21 protein-coding genes are annotated in these 22,722 nt (G+C 67.1%); 13 read left to right on the top strand and 8 right to left on the bottom strand.

Features of this window, described 5'->3' with window-relative positions; translation table 11 throughout:
- The first annotated feature begins 68 nt into the window (after positions 1-68).
- Positions 69-461, top strand: a complete 393-nt coding sequence (locus NWF24_RS26680; protein ID WP_258351177.1) for a DUF5329 domain-containing protein — start codon at positions 69-71, stop codon at positions 459-461.
- Here NWF24_RS26680 and NWF24_RS26685 read toward each other — a convergent pair whose 3' ends face one another.
- The 5 genes from NWF24_RS26685 to NWF24_RS26705 form a co-directional block, all read right to left on the bottom strand.
- On the bottom strand, positions 462-1,331 hold the full coding sequence (locus NWF24_RS26685; protein ID WP_093078655.1) for an ABC transporter permease: 870 nt from the start codon (positions 1,329-1,331) through the stop codon (positions 462-464). It abuts the gene before it with no gap.
- A complete protein-coding gene (locus NWF24_RS26690) occupies positions 1,328-2,242 on the bottom strand; it encodes an ABC transporter ATP-binding protein (RefSeq protein WP_375338415.1) in 915 nt (304 codons plus the stop codon). The genes NWF24_RS26685 and NWF24_RS26690 overlap by 4 nt, the downstream gene beginning before the upstream one ends.
- A gap of 3 nt (positions 2,243-2,245) precedes the next feature.
- Complete coding sequence (locus tag NWF24_RS26695; protein WP_258351178.1) at positions 2,246-3,256, bottom strand: ABC transporter substrate-binding protein; 1,011 nt, start codon at positions 3,254-3,256, stop codon at positions 2,246-2,248.
- A gap of 22 nt (positions 3,257-3,278) precedes the next feature.
- A complete protein-coding gene (locus NWF24_RS26700; RefSeq protein ID WP_258351179.1) occupies positions 3,279-4,172 on the bottom strand; it encodes a TauD/TfdA dioxygenase family protein in 894 nt (297 codons plus the stop codon).
- A gap of 643 nt (positions 4,173-4,815) precedes the next feature.
- On the bottom strand, positions 4,816-5,931 hold the full coding sequence (locus NWF24_RS26705; RefSeq protein ID WP_258351180.1) for a class I SAM-dependent methyltransferase: 1,116 nt from the start codon (positions 5,929-5,931) through the stop codon (positions 4,816-4,818).
- Between the two features lie 23 nt (positions 5,932-5,954).
- Here NWF24_RS26705 and NWF24_RS26710 point away from each other — a divergent pair, with 23 nt between their 5' ends.
- Together NWF24_RS26710 and NWF24_RS26715 are read left to right on the top strand one after the other, a co-directional pair.
- On the top strand, positions 5,955-6,734 hold the full coding sequence (locus NWF24_RS26710; RefSeq protein ID WP_258351181.1) for an SDR family oxidoreductase: 780 nt from the start codon (positions 5,955-5,957) through the stop codon (positions 6,732-6,734).
- A gap of 11 nt (positions 6,735-6,745) precedes the next feature.
- Positions 6,746-7,120: a dihydroneopterin aldolase gene (locus tag NWF24_RS26715; RefSeq protein ID WP_258351182.1), complete on the top strand. Its 375-nt coding sequence runs from the start codon at positions 6,746-6,748 to the stop codon at positions 7,118-7,120.
- 11 nt (positions 7,121-7,131) lie between these two features.
- Here the strand turns inward: NWF24_RS26715 and NWF24_RS26720 are convergent, their stop codons facing one another.
- Positions 7,132-8,355 carry an MFS transporter gene (locus tag NWF24_RS26720; protein ID WP_258351183.1) on the bottom strand — a complete coding sequence of 408 codons (1,224 nt, stop codon included), beginning with the start codon at positions 8,353-8,355 and terminating at the stop codon, positions 7,132-7,134.
- Positions 8,356-8,455: 100 nt separating this feature from the next.
- Between NWF24_RS26720 and NWF24_RS26725 the strand changes: the two genes are divergently transcribed.
- The 5 genes from NWF24_RS26725 (at position 8,456) to NWF24_RS26745 (ending at position 12,447) form a co-directional block, all read left to right on the top strand.
- Positions 8,456-9,379 carry a LysR family transcriptional regulator gene (locus NWF24_RS26725; RefSeq protein WP_258351184.1) on the top strand — a complete coding sequence of 308 codons (924 nt, stop codon included), beginning with the start codon at positions 8,456-8,458 and terminating at the stop codon, positions 9,377-9,379.
- Between the two features lie 62 nt (positions 9,380-9,441).
- Complete coding sequence (gene ttcA / locus NWF24_RS26730) at positions 9,442-10,374, top strand: tRNA 2-thiocytidine(32) synthetase TtcA (RefSeq protein ID WP_093056159.1); 933 nt, start codon at positions 9,442-9,444, stop codon at positions 10,372-10,374.
- 45 nt (positions 10,375-10,419) lie between these two features.
- Positions 10,420-11,037, top strand: a complete 618-nt coding sequence (locus NWF24_RS26735; RefSeq protein ID WP_258351185.1) for a DUF4136 domain-containing protein — start codon at positions 10,420-10,422, stop codon at positions 11,035-11,037.
- Positions 11,038-11,056: 19 nt separating this feature from the next.
- Complete coding sequence (locus NWF24_RS26740) at positions 11,057-11,701, top strand: histidine phosphatase family protein (protein ID WP_258351186.1); 645 nt, start codon at positions 11,057-11,059, stop codon at positions 11,699-11,701.
- A 53-nt stretch (positions 11,702-11,754) separates the two neighbouring features.
- Positions 11,755-12,447 (top strand): Crp/Fnr family transcriptional regulator, encoded by a 693-nt coding sequence (locus NWF24_RS26745; protein ID WP_258351187.1) that lies wholly within the window; start codon positions 11,755-11,757, stop codon positions 12,445-12,447.
- Between the two features lie 235 nt (positions 12,448-12,682).
- Here the strand turns inward: NWF24_RS26745 and NWF24_RS26750 are convergent, their stop codons facing one another.
- Positions 12,683-15,847 carry an efflux RND transporter permease subunit gene (locus NWF24_RS26750; RefSeq protein WP_258351188.1) on the bottom strand — a complete coding sequence of 1,055 codons (3,165 nt, stop codon included), beginning with the start codon at positions 15,845-15,847 and terminating at the stop codon, positions 12,683-12,685.
- Positions 15,844-17,016 (bottom strand): efflux RND transporter periplasmic adaptor subunit, encoded by a 1,173-nt coding sequence (locus NWF24_RS26755; RefSeq protein WP_258355358.1) that lies wholly within the window; start codon positions 17,014-17,016, stop codon positions 15,844-15,846. Before NWF24_RS26755 ends, NWF24_RS26750 begins: the two co-directional genes overlap by 4 nt.
- Before the next feature lie 254 nt (positions 17,017-17,270).
- Between NWF24_RS26755 and NWF24_RS26760 the strand changes: the two genes are divergently transcribed.
- The 5 genes from NWF24_RS26760 to NWF24_RS26780 all read left to right on the top strand — a co-directional run bounded on the left by NWF24_RS26760 (position 17,271) and on the right by NWF24_RS26780 (position 22,679).
- A complete protein-coding gene (locus NWF24_RS26760; protein ID WP_258351189.1) occupies positions 17,271-17,729 on the top strand; it encodes a hypothetical protein in 459 nt (152 codons plus the stop codon).
- A gap of 61 nt (positions 17,730-17,790) precedes the next feature.
- Positions 17,791-19,140 (top strand): tRNA (N6-isopentenyl adenosine(37)-C2)-methylthiotransferase MiaB, encoded by a 1,350-nt coding sequence (gene miaB, locus NWF24_RS26765; RefSeq protein WP_258351190.1) that lies wholly within the window; start codon positions 17,791-17,793, stop codon positions 19,138-19,140.
- Positions 19,140-20,567, top strand: a complete 1,428-nt coding sequence (locus tag NWF24_RS26770) for a sensor histidine kinase (RefSeq protein ID WP_258351191.1) — start codon at positions 19,140-19,142, stop codon at positions 20,565-20,567. Before miaB ends, NWF24_RS26770 begins: the two co-directional genes overlap by 1 nt.
- 58 nt (positions 20,568-20,625) lie before the next feature.
- Entirely contained in the window at positions 20,626-21,294 is a 669-nt protein-coding gene (locus tag NWF24_RS26775; protein WP_258351192.1) for a hypothetical protein, read from the top strand.
- Entirely contained in the window at positions 21,291-22,679 is a 1,389-nt protein-coding gene (locus NWF24_RS26780) for a sigma 54-interacting transcriptional regulator (protein ID WP_093056180.1), read from the top strand. The genes NWF24_RS26775 and NWF24_RS26780 overlap by 4 nt, the downstream gene beginning before the upstream one ends.
- Positions 22,680-22,722: the final 43 nt, after the last annotated feature.

Genomic DNA, 22,722 nt, shown 5'->3' on the forward strand with positions numbered 1-22,722 from the left:
GGGCCGGGTTTGACACGGCGGGGGCGCCAGTCCTAGCATGGCCCGGAAATTGCCAGGAGACAAAACAAATGGCCTCGCTCAAATTCCTGCGCACCACGCTGCTCGCCCTCCTGCTCGGCGCCTCGGCCTTGCTGGCGCACGCCACCCCTTCCGACGCCGAGGACAAGCTGATCGACACGCTGATCCAGCGCGTCTCGAAGATGTCGGCCATGGTCTTCCTGCGCAACGGCAACGAATACACCGCCGCCGACGCCGCCAAGCACATGCAAGCCAAGTACGACTACTTCAAAAAGGAGCTGGTGACGGCCGAAGACTTCATCGAGCGCTGCGCATCGCGCTCGGAGATGACGGGGCAGGCCTACAAGGTGAAGCTCAACAACGGCACGGTGCGCGACGCCAACGAGTTCCTCAACAGCGAGCTGCGCGCCATGCGACAGGCCTCGAAGAAGACCAGCGGCTAGCTAGCGCTGCTGGCCCCAGCGGCGCACCGTGAGCCGCTCCAGCGTCTTGAAGCCCAGGCTCTCCACCAGCAGGCCGATCAGTACCACCATCGCAAGGCCCGCGAACACGCGGTCGGTGTACAGCTCGTTGCGGTTCTGGAAGATGTACCAGCCCAGGCCGCCCTTGCCCGATGACGCGCCGAACACCAGCTCGGCCGCGATCAGCGTGCGCCACGCAAAGGCCCAGCCGATCTTCAGGCCCGACAGGATCGACGGCAGCGCAGCCGGCACCAGGATCTGCAGCACGTAGCGCAGGCCCTTCAGCCCGTAGTTGCGCCCCGCCATGCGGAGCGTCTCGGGTACACCCTGGAAGCCCGCATAGGTGTTGAGCGCCAGCGGCCACAGCACCGAATGGATCAGCACGAACACGAGGCTGCCGCGCCCCAGCCCGAACCACAGCAGCGCCAGCGGCAGCAGTGCGATGGCGGGCAGCGGATTGAACATGGACGTGAGCGTGTCCAGCAGGTCACGGCCGATCTGTGTCGACACCGCGAGCGTGGTGAGCGCAAAGGCCAGCAGCACGCCCGCGAGGTAGCCCTGCAGCAGCACGGCCAGCGAAATGCGCACCTTCTCGATCAGCTCGCCGCTGGCAAGCCCTTCGAACAGCGCGCTCGCCGTGGCGGTGAAGGTGGGCAGCAGCAGGTCGTTGTTCTGCCAGCGGGCCGCGAGCTCCCACAGCACAGCGATGACGGCGAGGATCAGCCCCTTGCGCAGCCAGGCCTGCGACCAGATGCGTGCACCCAGGGGCAGCGTGCGTTCGACCGGTAGTTCGGTGAAGGGCTCGAGCGTGCGTTCGTACTCGGGGCGGATGGGAGGAACGATGGCGCTCATGCCGCAGCCTCCTCGTGCTCTTCCTCGAAAAGCATGTCATGGATACGCTGCGCCGTGCCCTGGAATTCCGCACCGCCCAAGCTGGCAAGCGAAAAGCCGTGGCTGTTGATCTCGGCGCGCATGCGCCCCGGGTGCGGCGAAAGCAGCGCGATGCGGTTGCCCACCACCAGCGCTTCTTCGATCGAGTGCGTGACGAACAGCAGCGTGAAGCGCACCTCGTCCCACAGCTCGAGCAGTTCCTGCTGCATCTTGCGGCGCGTGAGCGCGTCGAGTGCGGCGAAGGGCTCGTCCATCAGCAGCACGCGCGGCTGCATCGCAAGCGCACGGGCAATGGCCACGCGCTGCTTCATGCCGCCCGAGAGCTGGTGCGGATGCACGTCGGCAAACTTTGCAAGGCCGACCTTGTCGAGGTAGTGCAGCGCGCGTTCGGCGGCTTCCTTCTTGCCGAGCGTGCGCGAGGCCAGCAGCGGGAACATCACGTTCTGCTTCACGGTCTTCCACGGCGGCAACTGGTCGAACTCCTGGAACACGACGATGCGGTCGGGGCCGGGCTGCGTCACGCGTCGGCCTTCGAGGCGGATCTCGCCTTCGACCGGCGGGATGAAGCCCGCCACGGCCTTCAGCAGCGTGGACTTGCCGCAGCCCGAGGGGCCGAGCAGCACGAAGCGGTCGGCGGCGTGGACGTCGAAGCTCACGCGGTGCGTGGCGCGGACGACTCGCTCGGGGGTGCGGTATTCGAGGCTGACACCGTCCACCTGTAGCAGCGGTGCGCTTTCTTGCCCCCTCTCCCGCTCGCGGGAGAGGGTTGGGGTGAGGGCGGGTGGCGATGCCAGAGGCTCCCCCCTCACCCCCGCCCTCTCCCGATGGGAGAGGGATTCACCCCGGGAAGGCAAAGCCGCTGCCGTGCTCATCGATCAATTCCCCGACGAATTCTGCGCATCGTCGAAGAAGTAATCCTTCACCGAAGCCGGCTTGTTCTTGATCGCGCCCACACGGTGCATGAACTCCGCCAGCGGGTACGTGTTCTGCGGCGTGGTCTTGAACTGCACCTCGGGGTTCTTGATGATCTTCAGCAGCAGATCGCGGTCGAGCTTCGCGTTGCTCACCTTCAGGTAGATGTCGGCAGCCTTCTCGGGGTTGGCCGTGACGAACTTCGCCGCCTCGTCGAGCGCATCGACAAACGCCTTGTACGTCTTCGGGTTCTCGCTGCGGAATTTTTCCGTCGCATAGAGCACCGTCGCCGACGACGGACCGCCCAGCACCTGGTACGAGTTGAGCACGATGTGCGCATTCGGATTGCCCGCCAGCTCCTGCTCCTGGAACGGCGGATTGCCGAAGTGCCCCGTGATCTCCGTGCCGCCCTTGATGATGGCTGCCGCCGCATCGGGGTGCGGCAGCGCCACGCTGATCTTGTCGAGCCGGTTGAACTCCTTGTCGCCCCACAGCTTGGCCGAGGCGAACTGCAGCACGCGCGACTGCACCGACACGCCCACGGCGGGCAGCGCGATGCGGTCCTTGTCGGTGAAGTCGGCAATCGTCTTCACATTCGGGTTGTTGCTCACCAGGTAGTACGGGAAGTTGCCCAGCGAGGCCACACCCTTCACGTTCTGCTTGCCCTTGGTGCGATCCCACAGCGTGAGCAGCGGGCCCACGCCGGCGCCCGCGATCTCGATGTTGCCGGACAGCAGCGCGTCGTTGACGGCCGAGCCGCCCGAGAGCTTGACCCATTCGACCTTGGCGTCGACGCCCGCGGCCTTGGCGTGCTTCTCGATGAGCTTCTGGTCTTGCGCAACGTTGAGCAGCAGATAGACGATGCCGAACTGCTCGGCGATGCGGATCTGGCCTTCGGCGTGTGCAGCGAGGCTGCCGGCGAGAAGGCCGAGGCCGGTGACGAGCGCGGCGGCTTTGCGGGTGAAGCGGTTCATTGACTGTGGTTCGGAAGAGAAATCAGAAAGGCGTGTCGCCGACGATGGTGGTGCGGTTGAGGCGGCGGCGCAGGTGGTCTGGCGTACCCGCTGCGAGGTGCATCAGCGAGCGGTTGTCCCAGAACACCAGATCGTGCGGCGCCCACTGGTGGCGGTACACGAACTCGGGCTTCACGCTGTGTGCGAACAGCTCGGCGAGCAAGGCGTCGCTTTCGCCCTGCGGCATGCCGACGATGCGCGTCGTGAAATGTTCGCTGACGAACAGCGCCTTGCGGCCCGTCTCCGGGTGCGTGCGCACGACAGGCTGGACGGCGGGCGCGACCTGGTCGATCTGCGCTTGCGAGAGCTTGGGGCGCCACGGGTTCTTCGCGCGCAGCTCTTCGTATTTGGCGAGGTAGCTGTGCTCGGCCTTCAGCGGCAGGATGCGCTGCTGCAGCTCGGGGCTCAGCGACTCCCAGGCGAGGTGCTGGTCGGCGAACAGCGTGTCGCCGCCTTCGCTCGGCAGCTCCTGTGCATGCAGCAGGGAGCCCAGGCTGGGATTGGGCTTGTACGAAATGTCGGAGTGCCAGTAGACGCCCGCATCGCCGAGGCCGATGGGCTCGCCGTTCTCCTTGATGTTGGAGACGATGAGGATCTCGGGGTGGTTCTTCAGCTGGAACTGGTGCAAGACGTGGATTTCGAGCGGGCCGAAGCGGCGGCTGAAGTCGATGTGCTCTTGCGGGGTGATCCGCTGGTTGCGGAAGACCAGGACGTGGTGGTCGAGGTGGGCTTTGTGTATTCGGGCGAAGTCTTCGGCGCTGATTGGCTTCGAGATGTCTAGGCCGATGATTTCGGCGCCTACGGGGGCGTCGAAGGGGCGCACTTCGAAGTGCTGTGCGGCGGGCTCGGGCCTGCTGCTGGAAAGAACGGCTGTCATGCCGGGAATGTAGGGGTCGAGGGGGGCTTCTCCAACGAACTCTTCGTTGATAGCTTATGACTTTGGATGTTTGGGTTCCGGGGCCGGGTCTCGCCCCGGCGGGCGAGCTACTTTCTTTTGCTTCGCCAAAAGAAAGTAGCCAAAGAAAAGGCGACCCTACTGTCTGCGTCCCTACGCTTCGCTTCGGGCAACCTGCGGTGCTCGACTCCGGAGGGGGTCCGCAGAACTCGCTCCACTGCGTTGCGCTCAGACAGCTGCGGCCCTGATCCCTCCTACGTCTGCGCTCCTCGGCGCAGCCAGAAGGGATTGGGGAGCCCAGCAGGCCATCGCTGCGCTCGGCCTTCGAACTTCCAACAGCCAATACCAAGCCGAGCGAAGCAAAGGCCCGTTCCGTCTCCCCTCCCCTCTGGCTGCGCCGAGGAGCGCAGCGTTTCGCGGATAAGGGCTCGCCCTTGTCTGAGCGAAGCGAGTTTGGGCGAGACCCCGCGAAACGCGAGCACCGCAGGTTGCCCCTTCGCACAGCGAAGGGGTCGCAGACAGTGGGGTCGCCTTTCTTTTGCCTACTTTTCTTTGGCGAAGCAAAGAAAAGTAGGTCGCCCGCCGGGGCGAGTCCCGGCCCCGGGAAAACAAACAGCCACAACACTCAAAGCGTATGACTGCGATCCCCCTCAACAAACCCCATCGCATCCCAAGGCTCCCCAACAGCAAACCCGACAACCTTGAACAGTTCCCCCATCTCATGCTCATGGATCAACCGCGCAGCCATCGCCCGCTCGGCGACAGACCCGGCTTCCATCCGAGCCAACAACCCGCAATTCAGCAGAAACCGCGCCTGACTCGTATAGCCCAGCACCACGAGCCCCGCGTCCTGCCCGGCCAACGCGATCCCAGTGAAGTCGACATGCGCAGTGATGTCCTTGTAGCCCACGTCGGACAGCGGATCACCATCAGCCTGATGCGCCCGGTGGCACATCACCGTACCCATGTGCCGCTGCGGGTGGTAGTACTCGGCCTCGGGAAATCCGTAGTCGATGAGAAAAGACGCCCCCTTCCGGAGCCGGTCCGCCAGCGTCGCGATAAAAGCCCGAGCCTGCGGATGAACCTCCGTCAGATAGTCATGCTCGCCAGCCACATCGAGCGGCGGGCGAAGTTCGGTAGGGCGGTCCGCCCAGGTCCAACCGTCGCCCTGCGCATTGCGCACCACCCCACGCTCAAACCACTGCCCCCCCACCCGCGCCAGCAATTGCACAGGCATCGCATCGAGCACTTCGTTTCCGACCACCACGCCTTCCATCGACTCGGGCAGCTCGTTCAGCCACTCGACACGATCCGCATACCGCACCAGCGCCTGCTGCTGCCGCTCCCGCAACGTGCCGGAGAGATCGACGATGCGATAGCGCACATCGGTGCGCCCCATCTCGTCGAGCGCATGCAGCAGCTGAACCGCCAATGCACCAGAGCCAGCACCGAATTCCCACACCGTGTCGGTCCCCGTCTTCTCCAGCGCCTCGGCCACCTGCGCTGCCAGGGTCTGCCCGAACATCGGTGTGAGTTCCGGCGCCGTCACGAAGTCGCTGCCCGAAGAAGGCATGTGCCCGAACTTGGCGGAAGTGTTGGCGTAGTAGCCCAGGCCGGGCGCATACAACGCGAGCGCCATGAAGCGGTCAAACCCGATCCATCCGCCCGCGCGCTCGACGGAACGCGCGATGAGGTGGTCGAGGGCGGTAGGTAAACTGCTGGGGGTCGTCTTTGTCGTCACAGCGCCATTCTCCCTCTCCCCGCATGAGCCCCGTTTCCCAAGCCCCTGCCTCCCGCCGCACCGTTCTCGTCACGGGCGCAGGCCGCAGGCTGGGCCGCGAGATCGCGCTGGGGCTTGCCGCAGGCGGCTGGCAAGTGGCGGTGCACTACCGGAGTTCGCTGGCGGAGGCCGAGCAGACAGTGGCCGACTGCGCCGCGCTCTCGGGCGACTCGGCCCTGTTCGCCGCCGACCTCGAAGACGAACAGGCCACGCGCGCCCTGCTGCCCCGCGTGGTCGCGCGCTTTCGCAGTGTCGACGCCGTGGTGCACAGCGCCGCGCTGTTCGAGCACGACGAAGCCGCCACCTTCGGCTATGCGCTCATGGAACGCCATGCGCGCAGCAACACCGGCGCGGCCATCCTCTTGGCGCAGGCGCTGCACGAACATCTGGCGGCGCGCGACGCGCAAGGTGCGGTCGTCCATCTGCTCGACCAGAAGCTCTGGAACCCGAACCCCGACTTCCTGAGCTACACGCTGTCGAAGGCCGCGCTCGAAGCCGCCACGCCGATGCTGGCCCTGGCCCTCGCGCCGCGCGTGCGCGTGGTGGGTGTGGCGCCCGGCCTCACGCTGGCGAGCCACATGCTGGACGACGACAAGTTCGCGCAACTGCACAAGCTGTCGCCGCTGGGCCGCTCCTCCACGCCAGACGACGTGGTCGCCACGGTGAAGTTCGCGCTGGAGAACCGCTCGATCACCGGCACCACCCTGCTGGTGGACGGCGGCCAGCACCTGATGAAATTCGAGCGCGATTTCTCGCTCATGTGAGCACCACCACCATGTCCACTCCCTCGCAAGGCCACCAGACACTCACCCTCCAGGGCCTGCGCTTCGACGCCAACCTGGGCATCCTCGAACAGGAGAAGACGGCGCCGCAACCGATCCTGGTCGATGCCGAACTCAACCTCGGCCCGCAGCCGCTGCTGCCGCAGGACGACGACATCTTCCACGTGCTCGACTACCGCAAGGTGCGCCGCATCATCATCGACGAGTGCACGGCCGAGCACGTCAACCTGCTCGAAAGCCTGATCGGCAAACTGGTGCAGCGCCTGCTGCAACTGCCCGGCGTGCTGGGCGTGCGCGTGAAGATCGCCAAGCTCGAAATCTTCGACGACTGCGAAGTGGCGATCCGCATGGAAGCCGGCGAGTGGTGAGCAACAGCCCCTCAGGCTGCTGAACCACAAGCCACGGCGGGCTTGACGGCCACGGGCCACATCCGCACGGCAAGCGCGCCCAGCCCCGACACCGCTCCCAGCAAGGCCACGGCCGACCAGCCCCACTGCGCCAGCACCAGGGCGCCGAGCGCGGAACCCGTGGCCATGCCGATGAACACGCCGGTGAAGAACACCGCATTGAGCCGGCTGCGCGCACCGGGGTCGATGCCGTAGACCACGGTCTGGTGCGCAATCAGCGCGGCCTGCAGCCCGAAGTCGAAGCCGATGGCACTGGCCACGATCAACCCCAGCCGCGTGGCGGGCGCCATCAGCGGCGCGAACAGCATGGCCGCGAACGACACCACGACAAGCACGGCGCCCATGCGGATCACCAGCTCGGGGCCGCGGCGGTCCGCCAGGCGACCGGCCAGCGGCGCGGCCAGCGCACCCGCCGCACCAGCCAGGCCGAAGGCGCCGGCAGCCGCGCTGCCAAGATGGAAGGGTGCGCCGTGCAGCATCACGGCCAGCGTCGACCAGAAGGCGCTGAAACCCACCGACAGCAGGGCCTGCGCAAAGGCGGCGCGGCGCAGCGCGCTATGGCGTTTCCACAGATCCGCCAGCGAGCCCAGCAATGCGCCGTAGCCCAGCTGCGTGGTCGGGCGCAGGTGCGGCAGGCCGCGCGCCGCGGCAACTCCGATGAACGCGATGCTGGCCGCCGCGACCACGAACATCGTGCGCCAGCCGAAGTGCTCGGCCACGAAGCCGCTGAGCACGCGCGACAGCAGGATGCCCAGCAGCAGCCCCGTCATCACCGTGCCGACGATCTTGCCGCGGTGCGCCTCGGGCGCCAGCGTGGCGGCGGCCGGCACCACGTCCTGCGCCATGGTGGCCGCAAGGCCGATGACGAGGCTGGCCGCCAGCAGCGGGCCGACCGAGGGCGAAAAAGCCGCGCCGAGCAACGCCAGCACCAGCACCGAGGCCTTGACGAGGATGATGCGGCGGCGGTCGAAGCGGTCGCCCAGCGGCGCGAGCAGCAGGATGCCGAGCGCGTAGCCCAGCTGCGTGAGCGTGGGGACGAAACCCACGGAGCGGGCCGAGGCGCCGATGTCGGGCCCGAGCACGCCCAGCATTGGCTGGCTGTAATAAAGCGCTGCGACACCGAAGCCGGCGCTGGCGGCCAGCAGCAGGATCAGCGAGCCGGGCAGTCGCTCATGCGTTGATTGAATGGAAGACATGGTATTAACCCTAATAACCAGGAAACAAGGGCTGGAGTTTGCAGGGCTGCAGCAGCCAAAGGTAGCCTCCCGGGTCGAACAATTGATATACGCTTGGCGTATGGAAAAGCCCGCTCCCGCCGACCGCATCGAGCTGATGCAGACCTTCGTGCGCATCGTCGAGGCCGGCAGCCTGTCAGCCGCGGCCACGCAGATGGGCACCACCCAGCCCACCGTGAGCCGCCGCCTGCAGGCGCTCGAGCGCTCGCTGGGCGTGCGGCTGCTGCAGCGCTCCACGCATGCGATGAAGCTCACGGAGGACGGTGAGCGCTGCTTCGATCGCGCCAAGGAGCTGATCCAGAGCTGGGGCGCCTTCGAGGCCGAGCTGCGCGGCGTCGGCGACCAGCCCGAGGGCCGGCTGCGCGTGGTGGCGCCGCATGCCTTCGGGCAGCAGTTGCTGGTCGGCCCGCTGGCCGAGTACCTGCAGCGCCACCCGCAGGTGACGGTCGAATGGCTGCTGCACGACAGCCCGCACGACCAGACGCCCGACTTCATCGCCGAGGGCGTTGACTGTGCGATTCGCGTCGGCGAAGTGACTGACCCGGCCGTGGTGGCGATCCGGCTGTCCGAGGTGCCGCGCATCGCGATTGCCGCGCCTTCTCTTTTCGAGGGCGCGGCCGCGGTGCCCACCCACCCCCGCGAACTGGAAGCCCTGCCCTGGCTGGCCGCGCGCAACTTCTACCGCACCGAGGTCGTGCTGACGCATGAGGCCACCGGCGAGGTGTGCCGCGTGCCGATCCGCCCGCGCATGACTACCGACAGCCTCTACGCCCTGCGCAGCGCCGCCGTACTGGGCCTGGGCGCGGGCGTGTCGTCGACATGGATGCTGACCGAGGAGATCGCCGCGGGCCGGCTGCTGCACTTGGTGCCGCAGTGGCGCGGGACGCCCGCGCCGGTGTACCTGGCGTACCCGTACGCGCGCTTCTATCCGGCGAAGCTGCGGCTCTTCGTGGAGGCGATGCGCACCGCCTTTCCCGCCGCGTAGCGTGCGGAATGGGGATCGGGGACAATCACCCCCTTCCCCCGACTCCCCGAAGTAGCCTGCCCATGAACGCCGTCTGGATCGACGAGGCGCCCGCCGCCGCCGACGCCACTGCCAATTCCCTGAAGATCGAGCGCGAAACGCACAAGCTCGAAAAGCGCCTGTGCCGCCAGGTCGGACAGGCCATCGTCGACTACAACATGATCGAAGAGGGCGACAAGGTCATGGTGTGCGTCTCGGGCGGCAAAGACAGCTACGCGCTGCTCGACATCCTGCTCAAGCTGAAGGCGCGCGCGCCGATTCACTTCGACATCGTCGCGGTCAACCTCGACCAGAAGCAGCCCGGCTTTCCCGAAGAGGTGCTGCCCAAGTACCTGAGCGACCTGGGCGTGGACTTCCACATCGAGAACCAGGACACCTACAGCATCGTCAAGCGCGTGATCCCCGAGGGCAAGACCACCTGCGGCCTGTGCAGCCGGCTGCGCCGCGGCATCCTGTACCGCGTGGCCGACGAACTGGGCGCCACCAAGGTCGCGCTGGGCCACCACCGCGACGACATGCTGCAGACCTTCTTCCTCAACATGTTCTTCGCCGGCAAGCTCAAGAGCATGCCGCCCAAGCTGGTGAGCGACGATGGCAAGCACATCGTGATCCGCCCGCTGGCCTACGTGGCCGAAAAAGACACGGTGCGCTGGGCCCAGCACCGCGAGTTCCCGATCATTCCGTGCACGCTGTGCGGCAGCCAGGAAAACCTGCAGCGCAAGCAGGTCGGAGAAATGCTGCGCGAGTGGGACAAGAAGTACCCCGGCCGCGTGGAGAACATGTTCACCGCGCTGCAGAACGTGGTGCCTTCGCACCTGCTCGACGGAACACGGCACGACTTCAAGGGTCTGAAGGCGACGGGCGTGGCGGATGACGATGGCGACAAGGCCTTCGACACCCCCTCCTTCGATCTGCTCTCCCAGGCACCTGCCGCCCTGCGCATCGTCCAGGGCTGACCGGGCAACCCAGGGGAATTTTGGGCTTTGCGCCCGGAGACCCTCATGAAACTTGCGTTCTCTGCTCTTCTTCTTGCAGCAAGCCTGACGGGTTGCGCCACCTCCTGGGTGGTCGACAGCGACGTCAAGAGCTTTGCCTCCCCCGGCACCGTGGCGCCCGGAGCCACCTATCGCTTCGACCGCCTGCCCTCGCAGCAGGCCGACGGCGCGCGGCAGGAATCGCTCGAAGCCATGGCCGCCGCGGCGCTCGACAAGGCCGGCCTGCGCCGCGACGACGCCAAGCCCCAGTACACCGCGCAGATCGGCGCACGCGTGACGGCCGGCCTCTCGCCCTGGGCCGATCCGTGGCTCTACAACGGCCCCTGGGGTTATGGCTACGGCGGCTATGGCTACTACGGCCGGCGCTGGTACGGCGGCGGCTGGTATGGCGGCCCGGCGTTCGCGCCGCCAGCCAACCCCTGGTACGAGCGCGAAGTGAGCGTGGTGCTGCGCGAGGTGGGCTCCAACCGCGTGGTCTACGAGACCCGCGCCCGCAACGACGGCCCCTACACCTCGAGCGCGGCGATCCTGCCGGTGATGTTCCAGGCAGCGCTGCAGGGCTTTCCGAACCCGCCGCAGGGCGAGCGCCGGGTCAACATCGAGTTGCCCGCGGCCCAAAAGTAGCGCTTCTAGAATCCCGCGAATGGAAGAAGCCACCCGCCTGATCGCCGTTCGCCACGGCGAAACCGCCTGGAACGTCGACACCCGCATCCAGGGCCAGCTCGACATCGGGCTCAACGAGACCGGGCTCTGGCAGGCACGGCGCGCCGGCGGTGCGCTGGCCGACGAGCCGATTGGTGTCGTCTACGCCAGCGACCTCTCTCGCGCATGGCAGACCGCCGAGGAAATCGCCAAGCCCCATGGCCTGGCCGTGCAGCCCGAGCCGCGCCTGCGCGAGCGGGCCTTTGGACATTTCGAGGGCCTGAGCTTCGCCGAGATCGAAGCCACGCTGCCGGTGCAGGCCAAGCTCTGGCGCGAGCGCGACCCCGAATTCGAACCCGACGGCGGCGAAAGCCTGCTGACATTCCGCGACCGCGTGACGGGCGTGGCTACCGAACTGGCGGCGCGCCATCCGGGCGAACTGGTCGTGCTGGTCGCGCACGGCGGCGTGATGGACGTGCTGTACCGCGCCGCCACCCGGCAGGAGCTGCAGGCGCCGCGCACCTGGCAACTGGGCAACGCGGCCATCAACCGCATGCTGTGGACGCCCGAGGGCTTCAGCCTCGTGGGCTGGAGCGACATCGCCCACCTGGCGGCGGACACGCCGCTCGATGAGCCCACGACCTAGCGCGACGGCACGATGGGCCGCTTGCCTTTCTCCGACCCGGGCAAGACGCTCCCATGAAAAGAACAAATTCGCCCCCCTCGGCGTACGCCAGTTGGGATGCATCCCAGACGCTGTCTGCGCCGTGGACCGACGCCACGCATCTGGGAAGCTTCGTCACCCTGGAGGCCGGCGACACCATTGCGCGCGAAGGCGAACGGCACGACTACTTCTATCTTTTGCGATCGGGGTTCGTTCACTCCACGATCCAGCGAAGCAACGGCTCGGAGTTCCTGCTCGAGATCTTCGGACCGGGTGCGATTTTTGGCGAAGGCCCGGCGTTTGCCGACAGTCCTCGGCCCACGACGACCCGGGCGGTCGCGCCGGCCATTCTCAGCCGCTATCGCCCGGCGGATGTCGCGGAGCAATTTTCGGAGCTTCCCGAGCTCGCGACCTCGTTGATCCAGCTGCTCGGCTTCAAGAATCACATGATCGTCGCCAAGCTTGCCGGGGTGGCCTCGGCGGCGCCCAAGGAGCGGGTCATCGATTTGCTGCTGCGTGTGGCACGCCTGCCATCGGCGCAGGCATCGAAACAACTCACCGTCGATCTGACGCATGAGCAGATTGGCGCCATGACGGCATTGAGCCGCGTCACCGTCACCCGCACGTTGAATGCGCTGGCGGGACACGGGCTCATTGAAACGCGGGCCCGGCAGGTCAGCATCCCGAATGCGCCGGCCTTGCGGCGTTTCCGCGATGCATCACCGTAAGAAAAAGGCCCACTTCCTGTATCGCTGGATACCGTCGAGACCTTCCCCCATCGCCATCATTCACCCCGTCACACACATGGATGGGAAGAGCGGAGGAGGGAACGGGAAGAGCCGTTGGAGAAGAGGCCCGCCTTCAATTGGCGATGGCCCGGGTGTGACGTTTCGCAGGACTGCCAAAGTCCTTTCTGGCCGGGTGGCTCACGCTCATGACCATCCGGCATCTTTTGGATCGCCGTCAGGCGTGCGAGGCGGCGCGACCGCCCGCTGCAGCTTCGGCCTTGGCCTCTCCCGGCAGATCGACCATCGGCCCCGTGCCGCTGTAGCGGTCCAGCGCCAGGTAGATGGCCGGCGTGATGTACAGCGTGATCACCTGCGAGAAGATCAGCCCGCCCACCACGGCCACGCCCAGCGGCTGACGCAACTCGGCGCCGGCGCCCAGGCCCAATGCCAGCGGCAGCGCGCCCATCAGCGCGGCCAGCGTGGTCATCAGAATGGGGCGGAAACGCAGGCGGCAGGCCTCGCGGATCGCGTCCACCGGCTGCATGCCCTCGGTGCGCTGCGCGTCGAGCGCGAAGTCGATCATCATGATCGCGTTCTTCTTCACGATGCCGATCAGCAGCAGGATGCCGATGGTCGCGATCAGCGTCAGGTCGAAGCCGAAGAGCTTCAGCGAGATCAGCGCGCCCACCGCCGCCGAAGGCAGCCCCGCCAGAATCGTCAGCGGGTGGATGTAGCTCTCGTACAGCACGCCCAGCAGCACGTAGATGACCAGCACCGCCAGCACCAGCAACACGGCCTGGCTCGACTGTGAACTCTGGAACACCGCCGCATCGCCGCCGTAGGTGGTGATGATCGACTGCGGCATCTTCAGCTCGTCCTTGAACTGGTCGATCTTCGCGGTCGCGTTGCCCAGCGGCACGTCGGGCGCGAGATTGAACGACACCGTCACCGCCTGCAACTGGCCCTGGTGGTTGACCGAAGTCGGCCCCACGGTGCGCTTGACGGTCGAGAAGGCCGACAGCGGCACCAGCCTGCCCGTGGTGCTGCGCACCGACAGGCGCGAGACGTCTTCCTCGAACTGGCGGTCGTTGTCGGCGGCCGAGAGGATCACTTGATAGGTGTTGCTCGAACCGTAGATGCTGCCGATCTGGCGGTCGCCGTAGGCGTTGTAGAGCGCGGTGCGCAGGTCGCCAACGGCCACGCCGAGCACGCCGGCCTTGTCGCGATCGATGTCGAGCGTGGCCTGCAGGCCGCGGTTCTGCGAGTCGCTGGTCACGTCGCGGAAAGCCGGGTCGGCGCGCATGCGCTCCATGAGCCTGGTAGACCAGGGCACCATCTCGCCCGCGTTCACGCTCTGCAGCGTGTACTGGAAGCGCGCCTTGCTCTGGCGGCCGCCCAGGCGCAGGTTCTGCACCGGCTGCATGTAGACGGCGATGCCTGGGATCTCGCGGAAGCGCTGGCGCAGCGACTCGAGCACCTTCGCCATCTGCGGGCGCTCGCTGCGCGGCTTGAGCACCGCGAACAGCCGGCCGGAATTCTGCGTGGCCGTGGGTCCGCCGACGCCGACGAAGGAGCTCACGTAGTCGACGCTCGGGTCGTCCTTGAGCGTGGCGGCCACGCGGTCCTGCAGCGCCTTCATGGCGGTGAATGAAATGTCTTCGGCCGCTTCAGTGGTGATCTGGATCTGGCCGATGTCTTCCTCGGGGAAGAAGCCCTTCGGGATGGTCGCGAACAGCCAGCCCGTGATGACGAAGGTGAGCGCCGCCATCATCAGCATCACCTTGCGATGCCCCAGCGTCCAGTCGAGGGTGCGCATGTAGCCGCCGTGCACCGCGCGGTAGCCGCGCTCGAAGGCGCGGCCGATGGCCGTGCCCGGCTCGGGGTGTTCTTCTTCGTGGTCGAGCGCGCCCTCCTTGCGCGGCACCTGCTTGAGCAGGCGGCTCGCGAGCATCGGCACCAGCGTGAGCGACACCACGGCAGACACCAGCACCGCCAGCGCCACCACCACCGCGAACTCGTGGAACAGCAGGCCGATCACGCCCGGCATGAAGAAGATCGGGATGAACACGGCCACCAGCGAGATAGAGATCGACACGATGGTGAAGCCCACCTCGCGCGCGCCGCGCAGCGCTGCCGCGAACGGGTCCATGCCCTTCTCGACGTAGCGCATGATGTTCTCGAGCACCACGATGGCATCGTCCACCACCAGGCCCACAGCCAGCGTGATGCCGAGCAGCGAGATGTTGTCGAGGCTGTAGCCGAAGGCGTAGAGCAGCGCCACCGCACCGATCAGCGAAATCGGAATGGTCGCCGCCGGAATCAGCGTGGCCACCAGCCGGTGCAGGAACAGGAAGATCACCAGCACCACCAGCGCGATGGTGCCCAGCAGCGTGAGCTGCACGTCGTGCACGGCCTCGCGGATCGACAGCGAGCGGTCGTTCACCATCTGGATTTCCACCGACTGCGGCAGCTCGGCCTTGAAGCGCGGGATGAGCGCGCGCACCGCGTCCACCACCTGCACGGTGTTGGCGTTGGGCTGGCGCTGCACGGCGAGCGAAATCGAGTCCTGCCCGTTGAAGCTGCTGGCGGTCTTGACCGACTCGAAGCTGTCCTCGATGGTCGCCACTTCGTCGAGCCGCACCGGAGCGCCATTGCGCTGGCCGACGATCAGCTTGGCGAAGTCGGCCGCCTTCATGAGCTGGCGGTTGGCCTGGATGGTGAGCGTCTGGCGCGGGCCGTCGAGCACGCCGACCGGTGTGTTGGCGTTGGCCGAGTTCACCGCCTTGGCGAGTTCGTCGAGCGTGATGTTGCGCGCGTTGAGCAGGTCGGCGTTGGCCTTGATGCGCACCGCAAAAGCCTTGCGGCCATACACGCCCACCTGCGCCACGCCGTCGATGGTCGAGAGCGTGGGCGAGATCAGGTTCTCGGCGTAGTCGTTGAGTTCCGCCGGGTTCATCGACGGCGAGATCAGCGCGATGAACAGCACCGGCGCATCGGCCGGGTTCACCTTGCGGTACGAGGGCAGCTGCGTGAGCTCTTGCGGCAGCTGGCGCTGGGCGCGCAGCAGCGCGGCCTGCACGTCGACGGCGGCGGCGTCGATGTCGCGGCTGCTCACGAACTCGAGCGTGAGCGAGGTCACGCCCTGCGTGTTCACCGAGCTGATGGTCTGCAGGCCCGGGATGGTCGAGAACTGCTTTTCGAGCGGCAGCGCCACCGACGACGCCATGGTGTCCGGACTCGCGCCCGGCAGCTGCGCGTTGACGTTGATGACCGGCGTGTTGTAGCTGGGCAGCGCGGCAACGGGGATGCTGAAGTACGCAAAGATGCCGATGACCACCACGGCCGCAGACAGCAGCACCGTCATCGCAGGACGACGGATGCAGAGCTCCGAAATGTTCATGCGCGTTCCTGCTTCGGCGGCTTGATGTCGGCGCCGTCCGAAGAGGCCGCGCTGCCCGGCGTGACGCCGGTGGTGCCGTTGGCGGGCGCTGCAGGCTCGGCGGGCGTACCCGGCGCCTTGACGTCAACGCGGACCTTGCCGCCCGGGCGCACGTTCTGGCTGCCCTCGATCACCACCTGCTCGCCCGGCTCCACGCCGCTGACCGCGACCTTGGTGCCGAAGGTGTGCAGCGTCTTCACCTTGCGGCGCGTGGCGGTCTTGCCCTCGTCGACCACATAGAGCGAAGTTCCCTCGGACAGCATCATCAGCGCCGCGGCCGGCACCACGGTGACGCCGTTGAGCGTGCGCACCGTGATGCGCGTGCCGACGAACTGGCCCGGCCACAGGCTCTGGTCGGCGTTGGCGAACACGGCCTTGGCGCGCACCGTGCCGATCTGCGGATCGACGGTGTTGTCGACGAAGTCGAGCGTGCCGCTCAGCGGCGCCTTGCCGCCGGTGACGACGGCCTCGACCTTCGAACGCGAGCGCGCGGCCTCCAGCAGGTCTTGCAGGTTGCCTTCCGGCACCGGGAAGCTCACGGCAATCGGGTCGAGCTGCGTGATGGTGACCAGCGACAGCGTTGGCTGCACCAGCGTGCCCGGGTAGATGTTGACGGCGCCGATACGCCCCGCAATGGGCGCGCGCAGCGTGGCGTAGCCCAGCGCCACCTGCGCCGACTGCACGGCCGCGCGGTCGGCGGCCACGGCGGCGCGCTGTGCTTCTAGCTGGGAGAGCGTGGCGTCGGCCGCGCTCTTGGCGATGAAGTTCTGCGCCACCAGGTCCTGGCTGCGCTTGTACTGGCGCTCGAGGTCGGCCATGGTGGCCTCGTCTTTTTGCTGCTGTGCACGGGCGCGGGCGAGGTTGGCCTGGTCGTTGCGGTCGTCGAGCGTGAAGAGCAGTTGGCCGGACTTGACGAACTGGCCCTCCTTCACGTGCACCCCGCTCACCGTGTTCGTCACCTGCGGGCGCAGGTCGACGCTGTTGAGGGACACCACGCTGCCGTTGACCTGCACGGTCACCGGCACATCCTGCTTCTGCGCCGTGGCCAGCGTCACGAGCGCGGGCGCGCCGCCGCCGCCATTGGCTGTCGGGGCCTTGGCACTCTTTGTGGCGGACTTGTCGCCGGACATGCTCCACCACCCGCCTGCGACGGCTACGATCAACACGCCCGCAAGGGCGACCGCGACATTTTTCTTCATGGGTTCTTTGTGCACTTTGGGCTGACAGCGACTATTGGATCAGCGGCTGACTCTCAGTGTTCACGGGGCCTGTAAAGAAATGTAAAGCAGGTCAACCCAAAGCTCCGCATAACTGACTGTGGCCGGCGCGAGAGAACCACACCCCCTCGCTAAAATCGCCGCTCCACAGCCTCTGGATAAACCCCATGAACCGCTGCAAGACAATCACGAATGCTCTCACTTTCATAGCAGTTTGCACAGCAGCCATTGCTGCTGCAGGCCTTTTCCCGCTCACCGCCAGCGCCCAGGACGAAGTGCCCCGGCCGCAGACCCAGAACGAATCGCTCGTTGGCGGTCGCACTTTCCCTATCGGCACTTTGCGCGGCAAATTCATGGTCACCAACGCGCCTGATGTCGAACTCGACGGCAAGGCCGATCGCCTGGGCGCCGGCGCGCGCATCCGCAGCGGCCAGAACATGCTGGTGATGCCCGGTGCCATCGTCGGCCAGAAGTACCTCGTCAACTACACGCGCGACGCCGCCGGACTGCTGCGCGAGGTGTGGATCCTCACGCCAGACGAAGCCATGGCCAGCCGCGAGTCGCTGGACAAGCCGCTCCTGAACATCTGGCCGTTCACCTCGAACGACACCGTCAACACGCAATAACGCAGCGGCGCGCCGCGCGCACCTGCAGCCCTCCACCCACGGAGGGCAGAGAGAGTTCCCCATGAAAAAAGTATTCATCAAGACCTTCGGCTGCCAGATGAACGAGTACGACTCGGACAAGATGGCCGACGTGCTCAACGCAGCCCAGGGCTACGAGCCCACGCAGAACGTGGACGAGGCCGACCTCATCCTGTTCAACACCTGCTCGGTGCGCGAGAAGGCCCAGGAGAAGGTGTTCTCCGACCTCGGCCGCGTGAAGCACCTGAAGGCCAAGGGCGTGAAGATCGGCGTGGGCGGCTGTGTGGCGAGCCAGGAGGGCGAGGCCATCATCGCGCGCGCTCCCTACGTCGACATCGTGTTCGGACCGCAGACGCTGCACCGCCTGCCCGAGATGCTGAACGACCGCGAGCGCCTGAACCGCCCGCAGGTGGACATCAGCTTCCCCGAGATCGAGAAGTTCGACCACCTTCCGCCCGCGCGCGTCGAGGGCGCGACGGCCTTCGTGTCGATCATGGAAGGCTGCTCCAAGTACTGCAGCTACTGCGTGGTGCCCTACACCCGCGGCGAGGAAGTGAACCGCCCCCTCGACGACGTGCTGGTCGAGATCGCCGGCCTGGCCGACCAGGGCGTGCGCGAGATCACGCTGCTGGGCCAGAACGTGAATGCCTACCGCGGCAAGATGGGCGACACCGCCGAAATTGCCGACTTCGCGCTGCTGATCGAATACGTCGCCGAGATCCCCGGCATCGAGCGCATCCGCTACACCACGAGCCACCCGAACGAGTTCACGCCGCGGCTGATCGAGGCCTACGCGAAGGTGCCGCAACTCGTGAGCCACCTGCACCTGCCGGTACAGCACGGCAGCGACCGCATCCTGATGGCGATGAAACGCGGCTACACCGCCATGGAATACAAGAGCACGGTGCGCAAGCTGCGCGCCATCCGCCCCGAACTTGCACTCTCCAGCGACTTCATCGTCGGCTTCCCCGGCGAGACCGACGACGACTTCAACAAGATGATGAAGCTGATCGACGACTGCCAGTTCGACGCCAGCTTCAGCTTCATCTTCAGCCCGCGCCCCGGCACACCTGCAGCCGCGCTGCACGACGACACGCCGCACGAGGTGAAGCTCGCGCGACTGCACACGCTGCAGGCCGTGATCGACATCAACGTGAAGCGCTTCGGCCAGGCGCTGGTCGGCACGACGCAGCGCGTGCTGGTGGAAGGCGCCTCGCGCAAGGACGCGAACGAGCTCATGGGCCGCACTGCCTGCAACCGCGTCGTCAACTTCGAAGGCGACGCAAGGCTCGTTGGCCAGATGACCGATCTGCGCATCACCCGCTCGCTGGCCTACACGCTGCGCGGCGAGGTCGTCACGAGCGAATCGTCGATGCCGGCGCTCGCCCACTGATGGCGAAGCGACCTTCCATACGGGGCTCTTTCCAGCAGCTCCTGCTGTTTGCCTTCTTGCTGATCACCGCGCTGCTGGTTGGCGTGGCGCTGCGCTCGGTGCTGCAGTACGACGTGCTGATGACGCAAAGCCGCGACGCGGCCGCGCGCGCGCTGCGCCTGTCGGGCGCGTCCCAGTCGCTGGCCGAACGCAGCGCGGCCATGGAGCGCGCGGGGCGCCAGTCGCTGGTGCTCAACGACGCAGTGCTGCGCCGCCGCTTCGACGACGCGGCGCGCGAGGCGCACCAGGTGCTGGAGCGGCTGGAAAAGAACGGCCTCGCGCCCGCCGGCATCGAGATGTGGCGCACCCAGCTCGGCGTGATCGAGGGCCTGATGAGCGGCAACGCCGACAGCGCCCTCGCCCGCGAAAGCACGATGGCCATGCAGTTCCGCGAGCTCGACGCGCTCAACACCAACCTCGCGCAGCAGGCGCAGTTTTTGATCGAAACGCAGAACGACGCGCTGGCCAAGCGCATCGAGAACGCGCGCCGCCGGCTGATGCGCGAAGTGGTCGCCGCCAGTGTGCTCGCGGTGGTGCTGGCGCTGGCCTTCGGCATCTGGCTCGCACGGCCTTTCAAGCGGCTGGAAAACGCCATCGTCGGCCTGGGCCAGAACCGGCTCGACGAGCCCATCGACATCCGCGGCCCGGCCGACGTGCGGCGCGTGTCGCAGCAGCTCGAATGGCTGCGCCTGCGCCTGACCGAGCTCGACGCCGACAAGGCGCGCTTCCTGCGTCACGTGTCGCACGAGCTGAAGACACCGCTGGCCGCGCTGCGCGAGGGCGTGTCGCTGCTCGAAGACGGCGTGACCGGCCCGCTGAACCCGGCGCAGCTCGAAGTGGCGCAGATCCTGCAGCAGAACACCGTGGCGCTGCAGGGCCAGATCGAGGCGCTGCTGCGCTTCAACGCCGCCGCCTTCGAAGCGCGCGAACTGCGCCGCGAACGCACCGAGCTGCTGCCGCTGATCGAGGAACAGATCGAGGCGCAGCGCCTGCAGTGGCAGTCGCACGGCCTGCGCGTGCGCGCCGAGGGCGAGCCCATCGCAATGACGGTCGACCGCACCAAGCTCGGCACCGCAATCGCCAATCTGTTGAGCAACGCCATTCGCTTTTCGGTAACGGGCGGTGTCATCACCCTGGCGGTGTCGGGGACGCCCGAGGCGGTGCACATCGACGTGAACGACGCCGGGCCCGGCATTGCCGAGGGCGACCGCGACCGGATCTTCGAACCCTTCTTCCGCGGCGAACGCCAGCCCGAGCACACGGTGAAAGGCACAGGCATCGGACTTTCCATCGTGCAGGAGTACATTGCAGCCCACGGGGGCCGCATCACTCTGCAGCCCGGCGGTCCCGGTGCTCGCTTTCGCATCGAACTGCCGCGCACGGCCTGACCACCCCGGCTTCCCCTCTCCAACACTGCCTGACCGCCTCGCGTCCTTTCTTCGACCCATGCCTTTTTCGTTCGTCCGCCGTTCCTCCTTCGCCGGGGCGATGACCGTGCCTTTCGTCCTGCTGCTGGCCGCCTGCGCCACGCAGCCCAAGCCGCCCGCGGAAGCCGATGCGCTGCCGCCGCCCCCGGTCGTGCCGCGCGTGATGCCGGTCGAGGCCGAGCCCAAGGCCCCGGCCACGCAGCCTGCCTCTTCGCTCTTCACATTGATGACGCAGGGGCCGCAGGCGGCCATGCTGTCGTATGCCGACAGGGTGCGCCCGCTGAACGGCGCCGACCTGAGCACGGAAATCGCGCGCATCGGCGACCCCGGCGATTCGCCCACGGTGCAGATGCAGCTGGCGCTGCTGCTCTCGCAGACCCGCGTGCCGGCCGACCTGGCGCGCGCGCTGGGCCTGCTGCAACGCGTGATCGCCAACCCCGCGCCCGAGGCGCAGGCCCTGCAGCCGCTGGCGCGCGCCCTGGCTGCGCGCTACATCGAGCAGCGCCGCGTGGAGGACGACCGCGACAAGCAGGTGCAGCAGCTGCGCGACAGCCAGCGCCGCATCGACCAGCTGAACGACCGCATCGAAGCCCTGCGCGCCATCGAGCGCAGCTTTGCGCGGCCCAACACCACCCCGGCCGCAGCCACACCTGCGGCGCCGCCTACCGGAAGCAAACCGAACCAATGAGCACCTCTGGCGCCCGTCTTCTCGTGGTCGACGACGACCCGGACATGCTGCGGCTGCTCTCGATGCGGCTGAGCTCGGCGGGCTACCAGGTCACGGCCGTCACATCGGCCGAGACGGCGCTCACGCAGCTGGAAATCGAGCATCCGCAACTCGTGCTGAGCGACGTGCGCCTGCCCGGGCGCGACGGCCTCCAGCTGTTCGACGAGATCCGCAAGCGCCACCCTTCGCTGCCGGTGATTCTGCTCACCGCGCACGGCACCATTCCCGACGCGGTCGAGGCCACGGCGCGGGGCGTGTTCACCTACCTCACCAAGCCCTACGACGGCCGCGAGCTGCTCGACAAGATCGCGCAGGCGCTGGCGCTTGGCGCCCCCGCCACCACGCCGAGCAAGGCCGGCGACGACAGCTGGCGCGCCGAGATCGTGAGCCGCAGCAACCGCATGGCCGAGCTGCTGGCTGAAGCGCGCATGGTCGCCAAGTCAGATGCTTCCGTGCTGCTGCGCGGCGATTCCGGCGCCGGCAAGGAGCTGCTGGCGCGCGCCATCCACAAGGCCAGCGCGCGCGCCGACAAGCCCTTCGTGGCCGTGAACTGCGGCGCCATTCCGGAAGCGCTGCTCGAGTCGGAGCTGTTCGGCCACATGAAGGGTGCCTTCACTGACGCCCACGCGAATCACAAGGGCCTGTTCCAGCAGGCCGACGGCGGCACGCTGCTGCTCGACGAAATCGGGGACATGCCGCCCGCCCTGCAGGTCAAGCTGCTGCGCGTGCTGCAGGAGCGCGCGGTGCGGCCGCTGGGCGCGAGCCAGTCGATCGAGGTCGACGTGCGCATCGTCTCGGCCACCCATCGCGACCTCGACGCCGCAATGGAAGCCGGCCAGTTCCGCGAAGACCTGTATTACCGCCTGAACGTGGTGACGCTCACGCTGCCGCCGCTGTCGGCACGGCGCGAAGACATTCCGCTGCTGGCCAATCACTTCCTGCAGCGCCTGTCGACCAAGTACGGCAAGCGGCTGTCGGGCTTTGCGCCCGAGGCGCTGAAGGCGCTGACCACGGCCGCCTGGCCAGGCAACGTGCGCCAGCTGTTCAACGTGGTCGAGCAGGTCTGCGCGCTGTCGAGCTCGCCGCTGATTCCGCTGGCGCTGGTGCAGCGGGCGCTGCGCGTGCCGACGGTCGAAGTCCAGACGTATGCCGAAGCCAAGCAGCGTTTCGAGCGCGATTACCTCGTCGGCCTGCTGAAACTGACGGACGGCAACGTGGCCGACGCGGCCCGCCTGGCCGACCGCAACCGCACGGAGTTCTACCGGCTTTTGCAGAAGCACGAACTCACGCCGGGCCACTTCAAGGCCGACGCTGTCGCTCCGGGCGGGGACCCTGTCGCCGAGTAGCGACGCACCTAAGTCGTTGATTTATATGACCTATCCCCACCAG

Origin of the sequence: Variovorax paradoxus (genome assembly GCF_024734665.1) — a bacterium.
Taxonomy (GTDB): Bacteria; Pseudomonadota; Gammaproteobacteria; order Burkholderiales; family Burkholderiaceae_C; genus Variovorax.